The following is a 13,739-nucleotide window of genomic DNA, read 5'->3' on the forward strand; positions in this document are numbered from 1 at the left end:
GTCCCAGTGGGCGAAACGGTAGGGGGCCGGTTCGTCACAGTGGGCGGCGAGGGCTTCGCCGAACAGCCGTAGCGCGTCAGCCTCGGTGGTCTCGGTGGCGGTGAACATGAAGCCGCCCGAGGCCCGGGTGATCCCATCGAGGAGAAACGTCTTCCCCTGCCGCCGCCGTCCGGCGACGACACCCAGCGTGGCCTCACGGCCCGCGTAGCTGACGAACCGGGTCAGCTCGGACCACTCGAAGCCCCGGTCGAACATCTCCGAAGGCTTGTCCCTCGCACCCCTTGTCATGGATAGGCGTAGTTACTATTGCTGCACCTATCCATGCTCTTCGGTAGGTGGCGGGGCACCGCCGGAAGAGTGCGATGGTCCCCGCACCTCGTGTCCTCCGGATGCGACCAGCCCTGCGGGCAGCGGGCACCGCTGGTCACAGGGCTGATCGCGACCACGGGAACGGGGCGGGCAGCTGTCACCCGCATCAGATCAGGCGGTGCACCCGGCGGCCGTCGCCCCAGCGCTGGATCGCCTCCTCGTCGGCGAAGGCCAGAGCCCGCATCATGTTGCCGCCGTCGCTCGCGGCGACGGTGCGCCGGAGGCGGCTGCTGTGCGCATCGCTCAGCCTGGTCGTGCCCGCCTCTATGGAGTCGCCGTAGAACGGCTCGAAGGCCACCCCCGCGAACCCGGCCTGGCGCAGCAGCAGGGGCACGGTCTCCCGGGAGTAGAACATCAGGTGGTTTCTGGTGAAGCCGTTCCACTTGGAGCCGTGGGCCTTGAGCAGCAGCGACTGTGCGTTGACCGTGAGGATCATCAGCACCCCGCCGGGGCCGAGCAGCTTACGGAAGCCGGTGAAGTCCTCCACCGGGCGGGGCAGGTGTGCCAGCACCGACCACAGGGTGATCACGTCGAAGCCGCCCGCGGCGATCTCCGGCACGTCGTCGGGTGCCCCGAAGTGGGCGGTGGCCGACGTCAGCCGTTCGTTGGCCTGCTGGACGGAGTCGGGGGAGAGGTCCACGCCGGTCGCGTCGAACCCGCGCTCCTCGGCCAGCTCCAGGAAATAACCGGCTCCGCAGCCGAAGTCGAGCAGCCGGCGCTTGTCGCCCTCGGCGAAGACCGGCGTGAACGCGTCCATGGCCTGGCGGTAGCGCCGCTGCCGGTTCGCGGCGTAGTTACCGGTCAGGAAGGTGCTGTAGTTCGTGGAGTACAGGTCACCCAGCCGCTCGGGCAGGATGTTGGGGTTGCGGTAGAGGAAGCCGCACGACGGGCAGCGGACCACCCGGTACGACCACGCCTTCTTGCCGTTGCTCTTCGTCTTGACGGGCTCGTAGAGGGGCTGCTGCCGGGACTCGCCGCACATGTGGCAGCTGATGAACTCCTCGATCGCGCCGAGCTTGACCCGCGAGCGGTACTCGTCGAGGGATATCACCGGCGACTTGCGCAACAGCACGCGCCATTGCAGCTCCCTCGCCATCCTCTCGCCCGGCCTTATGTAGACGCGCTGCTCCCATGGGACGCGGTCGAATCGCGAACCGTACACGGCACGTGCGACGGCCCGTTTGGCTGACACCATGCTTCACCTCTCGGGACGGCTTTCGGTCCACAGTGTCGTCCAGGTCAGGGCGCATTCAAATACCTCTGGGCCGGAAATTTCGAGGAACGCTCCGGCGACTCCGGAATACTCCCGAGTAAGGTGCTGGAGCTCTTCCAGCGATTCCATGGACCCTGTGTGTTGAACCTTTGCAGGGTGGCGTCACGTGTCCGGCCCGGGCCTTCCCGGCTGTTCGGGGAGTCGAATGGGATCGCCCTCGTTCCGGAATGCGGAAGCGAATCCGGTGACGCCGCGACGGGCAGTGGTCGCATTCCGTAACGGACGTGCCGGTGGCGTGGCGGGCGCGTGCTCGGGTTCCGCAAGATCTTCCGACTCGGCGGCCGGTCGACGCTCGTCCTGATCGCGAAGTGGCCCCGAGCAGGTCTACGCGTATTGACCAGCTTTCTTGTCATCTTTCGCTGAGGTGGGTACGGGCGCCGGCGTGGTCGCGAGAGCCTGCACGGGAAGCACTCGTCTCTCTCGTGAGAGAGACGCCGTGACGCGCCGGGGGATTGAAGGACGGATGGAATGCGCGCGCCTGTCGGACGCCGAACTGCTCCGGCTCGTACGAGGAGGTGGCCAGGGGGCCCTCCCTGCGCGCCGGAAGCTGGAGCAGCGCCACCTGCGGTCCGTACGGGCCTTCGCGTCGGCCTGCGTGCTCGACCCTCCCGCTGCTGATGAACTCGCCCGGCAGGCATGGGAACAGGCACTGAGGCGGGAGGACGGCAGTCCCACCGGTGCCCTGCGTCCGCATGCCCTGTCCACGGTGCTGCGTACAGCGGCGGGCTGGGCGGTGACCGGCCGGCAGAGCGTGCTGCACCCCGACTTGGCCGCCTGGGCCGAGGCAGACGCACACGCCGCGGAGAAACGCGGGGGCTCCGTGGTGGCGCGGGCCTTCGAGAGCCTGCCGGACCGTAGCCGGACGGTGCTGTGGCACGACGCCGTCGAGCACGACGAGAGCGCGTGGATCGACCGGCTGCTCGGTGCGCGGGCCGAGGGCGCGCGGGCCGAAGGCGTGGCGGTCGAGGAGGCGGCCCTGCTCAACAGGCGTGCGCGCGGGGAGTTCTACCACTCCTACGTCCAGATCCACCAGGACGGGATGGTGGACGACGCGTGCCGGCGCTTCCACCGGATGGTGCTGGCCTACGCGGACCACAAGTCCATCGACGCCGCGGCGGATCTCGTCCCGCACCTGGAGGGGTGTGCGTACTGCTCGCGGGCTGTCGCCGACCTGGAGCGCATGCACGTCGACCGCGGAGCGCTCCTGGCCGAAGCACTGCTGCCCTGGGGAGGTGTGGAGTACGCCGCCCGTGGCGCGGCAGGGGAGGGCCGCGAAGCGACCACCGAAGCGACCGCCGAAGAACTCCCGCCCCTGCTGGACGTGACCGCCCGTCCCAGGCCGCGGAACGGGACCAGGCGACGCGCCGACCGCCTGGTGCGGAGCGCCGCGCTCATCGGTCTGTGCTCCCTCGCGCTCGCCCTCGCCTACTCCGCTCAGCTGGGTCCGGGGTCGCCGCAAGGCAATGACTCGGCACCTGAGCGGAGCGGTCCACCGGCGCCCGCGACGCCCGGCCCGTCCCGTACGACGGCCACCGCCACCGCTACGGCCACCTCGACCGTCACGGCGACCCGGACGCCGCCGCCCCCTCCGAGCGCGACCGGCCGCCCTCCTGTCCGGGGTGCTGCCGTGGAGTGGCTGTTCGATGAGGTCAACGGCACGGTGACGGAGGACAGTTCGGGGAACGGCAGCGATGGGACACTGCTCGGCGATCCCCTTCCGAAAGCGTCGCAGGGGGGAGTGGTCCTCGACGGACGGCAGTCCGTGGCGACGCACGACGTCGTGGTCGACACCAACGAGAGTTTCTCCGTCTCCGCCCGGGTCAAGCTGCGGGACAGCGACGGGTTCCAGACCGTGCTGAGTCAGGACGGATCCAGGATCAGCGGGTTCTCGCTCCAGTACGACGCGGAGGCCGGCCGGTGGGCGATGGCCGTGCGCGACGAGGACTCCACCGATTCGGACAAGGACGAGGCCGTCTCGGAATCCAGTGCCGAGACGGGTAGATGGACACACCTGACCGGCGTCTACGACGACCCTGAGGACGAGCTCCGCCTGTTCGTCGACGGCAGCCTCGAGGACACGTCCGAACACTCCAGGGACTGGCGGGCGGAGGGGGACTTCGCCGCGGGCCGCGCGCTGTGGGGGGAGAACCTCATCCAGGGATTCACGGGCTCCATCGACGAGGTGCGGGCCTACTCCAGGGCCCTCTCCAGCGCGGAAGCGGAAGCCCTCGCCGGCTGACATCCACAGGAGCACCCCCGGCCGAGCCCTGCCCTGACCGAGCCGGGCCTGACCGAGCCTGCCCGGGCCGCCGTCGGCCGCGTACGGGGGTTTCTTGCGTATCCGTATGTCTGCGGACCCGGATAGGCACGCACCGAATCCGTGAGTACTTTCCTGGCGTTCGGCCTACGGGCTTGCGAGTCGGGCCCGCCCCCCCACACCAGGAGGATTGTCATGCCCACGCTTATTCGAAGACTGTCCGGGGCTGCTGCCCTGGTCTTCGCCCTGGTCTTCGCCTTCCCGGTCTCGGCCAGCGCCGGCGAGTTGGGTGACACCGCACGTCCCGCCGCGGCCCAGTCCGCGCAGATCTCGGGGGACCCCGCCCCCGAGGGCTTCAAGACCGGCGACCTCACCGACCTCGCACCGCCGGACGCCGGCAAGCGCGACGCACGGGAACCGGCCTGGAGTTACCACATCACGTCCTCCTGCAGCGGTTACGAGAGCTCGATCCGCCAGGGTGCCAACTGGTGGGGCGGCGGCACGGAGACCTCCTCCAGCGGCACACCGGTGGAGTGCACCGGCGGCTACGTCCAGGGCTGCGGTGGCGGCAACGTCGTGGGCTGCAACTGGGGCCAGGGCGACCGGATCATGCTGTCCACCCTGGTGAGTGACTTCGGCCTGCTCGCCGCGCACGAGTTCGGGCACAACTGGTATGGCCACTCCGCCGCCGGTTGCGCGAACTGGGGCAGCGACTACGAAATCATGCGACCGACGATGTGCTGACGGGCATTTCGCTCGGGGGCGGGCCGACCGTGTACGCGGTCGGCCCGTTTTCGCGTACGCCCGGGCGGGGATGAGGGGGCGCGTCAGCCGATCCTGGCCGACGGACCGTCATCACGGCCGGCCCGCCGGCGTAACGCCTGTGCCGCGGCCGCCAGGCCATGCCGGGAGTTGATGCCGAGCTTGCGCATCGCCCGCGCGATGTGCTGCTCCACCGTGCGCGGAGACAGGTGCAGCGTGGCCGCGATCTCGCGGTTGGTGAGCCCGGTGGCGGCCAGTTCGGCGACCTCCCCCTCGCGCGGGGACATCCGCTCGGCGTACGACGGGCGGCCGGGCGGCCGCCGTGCGGCGGGGTGGTGGGCGCGCAGGGTCGCCCGAACGCGGGCGGCGTCCCAGACCGCGCCGAGCTCGGTCAGCTGCTCCACGCAGCCGGTGAGTTCCCGGGCGGCGGCGTCCACCCCGCTGCCCAGCACGAACGCGCAGCGGCCGGCGCCCTCGGTCATCAGGGCCCGTGCATAGGGGTGCGGAAGCCGGGCGTATGCCGCGCCCGCCTCCCGGAACCGCGCCAGCGCCTCCGCCGGCTCACCGTCCGCCTCCGCGAGTACGGCCTCGCACCACAGCAGCGCCGCCCACGCCGACGGGGCGTCCCGTCCGGTCAGGCCGGCCGCGAACTCGGCCACCAGTTCCCGCGCCAACTGCCGCTGCCCCGCGCGGACATGGGCCTCGACCGCCCACGGCGCCAGCTCGGCGCCCCAGACCCACACCCCCTTCCGGCCGAGCTCCGCCCAGGCCGACCCGGCGGCCGCGGCGGCGGACTCGATGTGCCTCCGGGCCAGCAGCAGCCGGATGCGAGCACCCGCCGCCGTGGCGGCGACCGGGGCTTCGCAGGCCTCTGCCGACGGCGGGCCGCTCTGGGGGAGCCAGGTCTGCGCCGCGGCCCATTCCCCCTTCGCCAGGGCCAGCAGGGCCAGCACCGTACGGGCGTCGCTCGCTATGCCGTCCTCGGCCACCAGGCCCGTACACCGCTGGGCCAGACCTTCCCAGCGGCCCGTCAGCCAGTCGTGGTACAGGGCGGTGCCGCGCCCGACCCGTTCGAGGAACGGCGCGCCGCTGAGGGCGGCCAACTCGACGCCCTCTGCCAGCAGTTCATCGGCCCGCCGGTAGTGGCCGAGATACACGGCGCCGTTCGCGGTGTTGCACAGGGCCCGTGCCACCTGCTGACGGCCGGCCCGGTCGGGGCTGTTCCGGGGCAGGCGCGCCACCAGTCGCCAGGCTTCGGGGTCGCCGGAGTTCATCAGTACGGTCGCCCGGCACGCGGCGACAGCCGTGCGCGCGGTGCCGTCCCGCGACGCGGTGGCGGCTTCCTCGGCGCGCCTGAGCCAGGTCAGGTTCTCGGCCAGGGAAGCACCGGGGAAGAACGGGTTCGCCAGTGCCGCCATCGCCAGCACGGCGAGCGCGGGCCGCTCGGCCAACTCATCGGCGGCCCGGCGCAGTTCCGTACGCCCCTCGTCGAAGCGACGCTTCTGGTTGTGCAGCAGCAGACCGAGTTCGAGCCGTATCTCACCGCGTGCCGCGGCGGGTAGCGTCGGGTCGTCGACCATTCTCCGCAGCACCCGTGCCGTTCCCGCCGACCGCAGTCCGAGCATGGCGCCACGGGCCAGCGTCAGCGCCAGCCGCCCGCGCTGCTCCGGGGGTATGCCGCCGACGCCCAGCGCCTGTTCCAGCAGAGCGACAGCGGCCGCGTCCTCGCTGAGAGTGCCGTCGCCGTCGGCGAGGTGCTCCGCGGCCCGCAGCCAGTCCTCCGTACGGCCGCCGCTGCGCCAGTGGCGGGCGATGTGCGCCCAGGGCACCGGTTCACGGGCGGCGAGCATCGCCGCCGCCCGGTGGTGCAGCCGCTCCCGTACCGGGCCGGGCAACTCCCCGTACACGACGGTGGCTTCCAGGGGTATGGCGAAGCCGTACCGGCCCTCGCCGGTCTCCCGCAGCGCGGAGCCCTCCAGCGCCGCGACGAGCGCCGCGTGCCCGCTGTCGTCGCCGAGTCCCGCGACGGCGGCCAGGTCCTGCGCACCGGCCGGCTCGCCCAGCACCGCGGCCGCCCACACCACCGGGCGGAACCGCTCGGGCAGGGCCGATGCCCGCTCGAGCACCGACTCGGCCAGCCGCACCGGCACTCCCACCTCCTCGACGTCGCCGGCGGTGAAGTGCTCCCGCCCGCCGCCCGCGTCCCGCAGCATGCGCAGCAGGTCGACGAGCACCTGTGGTATTCCGCCGGAGCGCTCACGCAGCCGCGCCACGAACTCCTGCGGACAGCGCTCCGCACCCAGCAACTCTCCGGCGACACCGCGTACGTCCCCCTCCGCCAGCGGCTCCAGCCCCCACCGCGCCACCGACAGCCGCGCCGGGTAGTCCACGGCCCGCCCCAACGGCAGCCCCGGCCGGACCAATTGCTCCGGCCGGTACGTCAGCACCGCAGCGAACCGCTCCGGCGGCTCGGCCAACAGGCCGCGCAGCAGCCGCAGACAGTGGTCGTCGGCGTGGTGGACGTCTTCCGCGATCAGCAGGACGGGACGCACCGAGGCGAGCGACGCTTCGAGTGCCTGGTACGCGTCCGGCGCCGCGACCTGGGGCTCCGGGGCGACCCGGTCAGCGATGACGAGGGTGCCGGAAGCCTGGAAGGAGACGACCAGCCGTGCCACGGCCCGCGCCTGTGGAAGCTCCAGCAGCCGGCGCACCAGCCTGCTCTTCCCCATCCCGGCGGCGCCGTCGACCAGCAGCAGCGCAGGCTCCCGCCCGGCGCCGGCCAGCGCGCACGTCAACTGCCGCTCCCACGCTCGTTCGCACACGAGAGGGCCGCTCCTCGCAGTCGTCACGAACTCCCCGCCGTGCCGAGCCGGTCACGCAAGGACGAGCGTGCCACTGACCGCCGGTGTTCGCTGCCTATCACGTATGCGCATGTTCGGACCAGATCTGGTCGCCATCGCCCTCATGTGATCGCGAGCGGACGCGCTGCCCGGACGGGCGCGGCTTGCAAACCGGTACGGGGAGGGGGTATATATGAAAACGACAATGCAGATGCCCCTCGGGGTATTGGTCCACGCGATGACTGTTCTCTCTGGAGTAATCCATGACGGAAAACCCCGCCACCACGTCCTGCTGCACCACTGACGGCAGCTGCGACTCCAGCGCCGGATCATCCGACACGGCGGCGTCCAGCACCGTCTACGCCGTCACCGGCATGACCTGTGGCCACTGTGTGAGCAGTGTCACCAAGGCGCTCGACGGGCTGGACGGCGTGAGCGACGTGAAGGTGGATCTGGACGCCGGCCGCGTCACCGTCACCTCCGACACCGACCTGGACGACGTGATCGTGGCCGAAGTGATCGACGACGCCGGCTACGAACTCGCCGGCCGCGTCTGACGCCCGGCCGCGCTCCCGCGACAGGGTTCGCCCGACGCGCGGAATCCCGAACCGTAGGGTGACCACATGACCGCTTCCGCACGCACGCTCCGCTTCGCCGTAGCGGCCCGTGCCTGCGCAGTGCTGGTCATGACGGTGCTGACGGGGCTGGTCGCCATGCACGCCCTCGAGCCTGCGCCCGCCCCCACGGCCCACCATGAACGGGCCGGGCCGGCGGCGGGCGGCCACGCCGTACACGACGCCGGGGTACGCCCCGCCGGAGCACACGCCGCGGCCGCTCACACCGCCGCGGCGCACCCTGCCGCCGCACACACCGCGGCCATGACCGCCGAGGCCACCGGCCACCAGCCTCCGCACGCGGCGGAAACCGCGTGCCATCACCGCGGTTACGGCGACAGCGGTGGCGGCGGCCACCTCGACCACGCCGACGCCACCTGCGCGGCGAGCGGGGTCAGCGGTGGTCCGGCACTGGCCGCACCCGCTCCCAGTGGTGCCGCCGCCGACTCCCACGCGCCCCGGGTCCGGAGTACCCCGGCCACCGCCACGGAACGGGCGCCACCCTCGCTGTCCCAACTCCAGCTCCTGCGTATATAGCCGCGCCCCACGGTGCCGGGCCTACGGGCCGGCGCCGTGTCCGGCGCGCACATCATCACTTCTCTGACGCAGGAGCAGCATCATCATGACCGCACACCGTTCCCCCGCCCGCGCTGCCGCCGCGCTCGCGGCCGGCGTGACCGCCGCGCTCGTCCTCACCGCCTGTGGCGGCGACGACAGCGCCGGCGGACACCACGGCAAGAAGTCCTCCTCGGCCCCTGCCGCGAAGGGCAAGCACAACGCCGCCGACGTGTCCTTCGCGAAGGGCATGATCCCGCACCACCGGCAGGCCGTGGAGATGACCGAACTCGCCGCCTCCCGCGCCTCCTCACCGAAGGTGAAGGCCCTCTCCCGGGACATCGAGAAGGCGCAGGCGCCGGAGATCGAGAAGATGTCCGGATGGCTGAAGTCCTGGAAGGAGGAGGTCCCCCCGGCCGGGATGGAGCACTCCGGACACGGCATGCCCGGGATGATGAAGCCGGAGGACATGGCCGAGTTGAAGAAGGCCTCCGGCAAGGAGTTCGACGACGCCTTCCTGAAGATGATGACGGAACATCACGAGGGTGCCGTCACCATGGCCAACACGGAGAAGTCCAAGGGCTCTTACCGCCCCGCCAAGGACATGGCCGGGGACATCGCCGACTCGCAGACCGCCGAGATCAAGAAGATGAAGGGCCTGCTCGGCTCGTAGCGGAATTGGGTCCAGGGGGGATCGCGCCCACGGGGCGCGGTCCCCCTCCGGGGCCGGTACGTGACTCCGGGCTCGTCTCTCGTCACCCCCGCCAGCGGCCGTGACCCTCTCGTGAACTTCCCGTCGACCCCGTTGACAATGGCTACCCCGGTAGGGTTTTCTCGGGAAACGGAACGGCAAAGATCGACTCAAGTACCCGAGCCTGAGGCAGAGTTGGACGACAGAGCTGTCACGCGCAGCCGACGTACGTCGCCCCCCGACAACCTGTCCATTGGGGAGGATCGACCAAGCAAGTACGGGCCCGCCGACGGGGACTCACGAGAACGCTCGGTCTGCCCGAGCCGGAGCCCTCGGCCTGCCCCTTGGACCGCTGGAACCTGAATCAGCGTTCCTACTCTGCTCTGGACCGAGGAGACCCATGCGCATCCACGGGAATTCGTTCGTCCACGACCGTTTCGCCGCCTGCGCGGCGGCGCGACGGGACGCCATCGCGGTGGACCACGACGATCAGCAGATCAGCTATACGGAGCTCGACGAGCGGGCGAACCAGCTCGCGCACCACCTCCGAGGACACGGCATCGGCCGCCACTCGGTGATCATGATCCATCTGGAGCGTTCGGCCGACCTGATCGTGTCCTTACTCGCGACGCTGAAGGCAGGCGCGACATACCTGCCGGTGGAACCCGGAGTGCCCGACCACCGGATGGCGGCGTTCGTCAAGGAGGCCGGCTGCGAGGCGGTCATCACCCGCCCGGACAGCCTGCACCGCTTTGCCGCTCTCCCGGTACCGGCCCTCACCGCGGACGCGGGGGCCACCGCGGGGTGTCCGACCGGCCCCCTCAAGACCGCGGTCGAAGGATCGGACTCCGCGTACATCGTCTACACCTCCGGATCGACCGGCATCCCGAAGGGGGTCAGGGTTGATCACGCATCCCTCGCCTATCTGTGCGGCCAGATCAACGAGCGGTACGGGATCGGCCCGGACGACCGGGTCCTGCAGTTCGCGGCGGTCTCCTTCGACACGTCCATCGAGCAGATCTTCGTCACCCTGCTGAACGGTGCGACGCTCGTCCTGCCGGACCTCGGCTGGGCGCCGAGCGAGCTGCCCGACCGACTGGTCGAACGCGACGTCACGGTCATGGACCTGACCCCGCCCTACTGGCGCGCTTTCCTGTCCGAACTCGCTCGCAAGCCGGCCGAGCTGCCGGTACGGCTCACGATCGTGGGCGGCAGTGCGGTGTACGCGGAGGACTGCCGGACCGCGCTCCGCGTCATGCCGGGCTCGCGACTGGTCAACGCCTACGGACTGACCGAGACGACGATCACCTCGTGCACGATGGAGATCACCCCGCAGGTGCTGCCCGAAGGCGGCGCGGCCCCGGTCGGCAGGCCGTTGCCGCACACGGTCGTCCACGTACTGGACGAGAACATGCGACCGGTCGCGCCCGGCCGGCAGGGAGAGATCTGGATCGCCGGGCCCGGCGTCGCGCGCGGCTATCTCGCCGAAGAGGCTTCCGGCCGGACCCGGTTCCTGCCGGACCCCTTCCCCGAGCAGACCGGGGAACAGGCCGGGGAACAGACCGGGAGGCGGATGTACCGCACCGGCGACCTGGGCGGCTGGACACCCGAGGGGAACCTGGAGGTCGTCGGCCGGGCGGACCGGCAGCTCAAGATTCGCGGGTTCCGCGTCGAACCGGCCGAGATCGAAGCGGCCCTCGCCGCCCACGAGCTGGTCGACGACGTCGCGGTGAAGCCCTACCGCCGCAATGGCGAACTGGAGATCGCCGCCTACTGCACCGCCGCACGTACGGCCGCGCACCCGCTCAGCCGGCGGGACCTGCGCGCGTTCGCCGCGGACCGCCTGCCCGCCTACATGGTCCCGGCGGCATTCGTCGAGATCACCGCGATGCCGGTGAAGACCAACGGCAAGATCGATCTCGAGGCGCTGCCCGAGCCGGACCACGAAGCCACCGGAACGGGGGGAGCGACGGGAGCGACAGCGGAGTCCCCACCCACGGAGAGCGGCCAGGAGCCGGGCACCGGTCTGGTCGAACGGGCCGTCGCCGGCCTGTGGTGCCAGGTTCTGGACCGGGACGTCGTCCAGCCCGAGGACAACTTCTTCGACCTGGGCGGCAATTCGATGCTGGCCGCCGAACTGCTGGCCAAGGTCCGGGCCACCCTCGGCATCCTGATCACCCAGGTACGTCCCCTGATCAGGCTGCTGCTCGAGGACGCCACACTCCGCAGCTTCGCCGTCGCGGTCGAGTCGGCCAGGGCGGGAACGCTCGCCGGTGACAACACGCGGCGGGTGGATTTCGAGGCCGAGGCCGCGGTGGGCGTCCCCCTTCAGCGCACTCCGGCCGATCCGGCCTCCTGGCGGAACCCGGCGCACGTCTTCCTCACCGGGGCCACCGGTTTCCTCGGGATCTACCTGCTGCGGGAGCTGCTGACCACCACCGACGCGACCGTGCACTGCCTCGTCCGGGCGGATCAGCGCGATCAGGCGATGCAGCGCATCCAGGCGAACGCGCGCCACTACTTCCAGGACGAGCTGGCCGGATACCGCGCGTCCGGACGGATCGTCGCGGTGCCGGGTGACCTGGCCGAGCCCCGGCTCGGCCTGTCGGAAGAGGACTTCGACCGGCTCGCCGGCCTCGTCGACGTCATCCACCATCCCGGCGGCCTCGTCAACTTCATCTATCCCTACTCACACATGCGTCCGGCCAACGTCGAGGGCACCCGGGAGATCATCCGCATGGCCGGCCGGTACCGGAATGCTCCTGTCCACTACATCTCCACGATGGCGGTGATCTCGGGATTCGGGACCGCGGGAGTCCGCCACGTCACCGAGCAGACTCCGCCCTCGCACGCCGACCATCTGTCCGTCGGCTACGTCGAGAGCAAGTGGGTCGCGGAGGTGATGCTGCGGAACGCGGCGCAGGAAGGCCTGCCGGTGGCCGTCTACCGTGCCGCCGACATCTCCGGCGACCGCGAGAGGGGTGCCTGGAACACGGCGACGGAGATGTGTGCGATGAAGAAGTTCATCGTCGACACCGGGACCTCGCCGGTCGCCGAACTGCCGCTGGACTACACACCGGTGGACTGTTACGCGGCCGCGGTGGCGCACATCGCCTCGCGAGCGCTGCCGACGGGCGAGGTCTATCACCTCACCAATCCCGGGAAGGCGAACGTCGCGGTCCTCACCGAGCGGCTGCGCGCGCACGGCCACACGATCCGCGACGTGCCCTGGGACGAGTGGCTGGAGCAGGTGGTCAAGACCGCCGTCGAACAGCCGGGACATCCCATGACGCCGTTCGCGCCGCTCTTCATCGACCGCTGTTCCACAGGGGAGATGAGCGTGGCGGAGATGTACCTGGAGTCGACCTTCCCCACCTTCTCCCGGGACAACGTGGACGCCGCCCTGCGCGGCAGCGGCATCGAGATCCCGCCGGTCGACTCCGAGATGCTCGACCGCTACATCCGGTACCTGACAGCCATCGACTTCCTGTGAGGTGGATATGACGAATCCGGCTCTGACCCGCCCCGGGTCGCCGTGGGAATCGTTGGACCTCGCGGCGGCCCCCGCCGACGGTCCGGTCGCTTTCGGCGACGACCTGAGCCCGCAGAACCTGCTGGACGCCTACCGGCAGGGCTTATACCCCTTCCCCGCCGACACCGTCGAACACCAGCTGCTCAACGAGATGACCTACGGGTCACAGGTGGAGGCCGGGCATGTGAAGCTGCTGGCCGGCTCCGCTGAGCCCTACGCCGTCGCGTGGTGTTCGCCGGACCCGCGGCCGCTCATCCTGGTCGAGGGGGCCCGTATCCAGCGAAGCCTGCGCCAGCAGCTGCGCAACAGGACGAACTGGACGACCACGGTGGACACCTGTTTCGAGCGGGTGGTCCGCCAGTGCCGCGCGGATCGCCCACAGCGATGGCTCACCGACGAGCTGCTGGCAAGTCTGTGCCGCCTGCACGAGCGCGGACACGCCCACAGCGTGGAGGTCTGGGACGGCGACGAACTCATCGGCGGAACGTTCGGAATACGGACCGGAACCGTCTTCAGCGCCGACTCGCAGTTCACCCTGCGCAGCGGGGCGGCCAAGGTCGCCGTCGCGGACCTGACGCGGCGCTTCGCCGGGGTGGGAGGCGTCGCCATAGACGTCCAGCACGACGGCGACCACGCCAGGCTGCTGGGCGCCCGGCCCGTGCCCCGGGCGCGGTACGTCACGATGCTCCGCGTTTCCGCCGAGGGCCCGTCCATCCCCACCGGACCGCTGCCCGCCCGCCGACTGGCCGAGTGACGCCGACGACGCCGTACGCCGCGCGTCGCACGCTGCTCGTTACAACACGGCGTCAGCATTGGAGAGTTGCCATGTCCGACACCGGCACCGCC

At 70.8% G+C, this 13,739-nt stretch carries 9 protein-coding genes and 1 pseudogene; 7 read left to right on the top strand and 3 right to left on the bottom strand.

Going from position 1 to position 13,739, the window contains the following annotated elements:
• Both ACRDP3_RS08330 and ACRDP3_RS08335 read right to left on the bottom strand, forming a co-directional pair.
• Window positions 1–255: pseudogene (locus ACRDP3_RS08330) on the bottom strand (ATP-binding protein); the annotation flags it as partial.
• A 220-nt stretch (window positions 256–475) separates the two neighbouring features.
• Window positions 476–1,564, bottom strand: a complete 1,089-nt coding sequence (locus ACRDP3_RS08335; protein WP_431516206.1) for a class I SAM-dependent methyltransferase — start codon at window positions 1,562–1,564, stop codon at window positions 476–478.
• A 541-nt stretch (window positions 1,565–2,105) separates the two neighbouring features.
• Here ACRDP3_RS08335 and ACRDP3_RS08340 point away from each other — a divergent pair.
• A complete protein-coding gene (locus ACRDP3_RS08340) occupies window positions 2,106–3,881 on the top strand; it encodes a LamG-like jellyroll fold domain-containing protein (RefSeq protein ID WP_431516207.1) in 1,776 nt (591 codons plus the stop codon).
• 213 nt (window positions 3,882–4,094) lie between these two features.
• Window positions 4,095–4,643 (top strand): hypothetical protein, encoded by a 549-nt coding sequence (locus ACRDP3_RS08345; protein WP_431516208.1) that lies wholly within the window; start codon window positions 4,095–4,097, stop codon window positions 4,641–4,643.
• Between the two features lie 83 nt (window positions 4,644–4,726).
• On the opposite strand, the gene ACRDP3_RS08350 is transcribed toward ACRDP3_RS08345, so the two are convergent.
• Window positions 4,727–7,483, bottom strand: a complete 2,757-nt coding sequence (locus ACRDP3_RS08350) for an ATP-binding protein (protein ID WP_431516209.1) — start codon at window positions 7,481–7,483, stop codon at window positions 4,727–4,729.
• Window positions 7,484–7,764: 281 nt separating this feature from the next.
• Here ACRDP3_RS08350 and ACRDP3_RS08355 point away from each other — a divergent pair, with 281 nt between their 5' ends.
• The 5 genes from ACRDP3_RS08355 to ACRDP3_RS08375 all read left to right on the top strand — a co-directional run bounded on the left by ACRDP3_RS08355 (window position 7,765) and on the right by ACRDP3_RS08375 (window position 13,647).
• The gene (locus tag ACRDP3_RS08355; protein WP_431516210.1) at window positions 7,765–8,058 is read left to right on the top strand and encodes a heavy-metal-associated domain-containing protein; all 294 of its coding nucleotides are present in this window, start codon (window positions 7,765–7,767) and stop codon (window positions 8,056–8,058) included.
• 66 nt (window positions 8,059–8,124) lie between these two features.
• Window positions 8,125–8,652, top strand: a complete 528-nt coding sequence (locus ACRDP3_RS08360; RefSeq protein WP_431516211.1) for a DUF6153 family protein — start codon at window positions 8,125–8,127, stop codon at window positions 8,650–8,652.
• Window positions 8,653–8,737: 85 nt separating this feature from the next.
• Window positions 8,738–9,343, top strand: a complete 606-nt coding sequence (locus tag ACRDP3_RS08365) for a DUF305 domain-containing protein (protein WP_431516212.1) — start codon at window positions 8,738–8,740, stop codon at window positions 9,341–9,343.
• A gap of 418 nt (window positions 9,344–9,761) precedes the next feature.
• Window positions 9,762–12,854: an amino acid adenylation domain-containing protein gene (locus ACRDP3_RS08370; protein WP_431516213.1), complete on the top strand. Its 3,093-nt coding sequence runs from the start codon at window positions 9,762–9,764 to the stop codon at window positions 12,852–12,854.
• A gap of 7 nt (window positions 12,855–12,861) precedes the next feature.
• On the top strand, window positions 12,862–13,647 hold the full coding sequence (locus ACRDP3_RS08375) for a leucyl/phenylalanyl-tRNA--protein transferase (RefSeq protein WP_431516214.1): 786 nt from the start codon (window positions 12,862–12,864) through the stop codon (window positions 13,645–13,647).
• The last annotated feature ends 92 nt before the right edge of the window (window positions 13,648–13,739 follow it).

This window comes from Streptomyces sp. (assembly GCF_050698815.1).
In the GTDB taxonomy this organism is placed as follows: domain Bacteria; phylum Actinomycetota; class Actinomycetes; order Streptomycetales; family Streptomycetaceae; genus Streptomyces.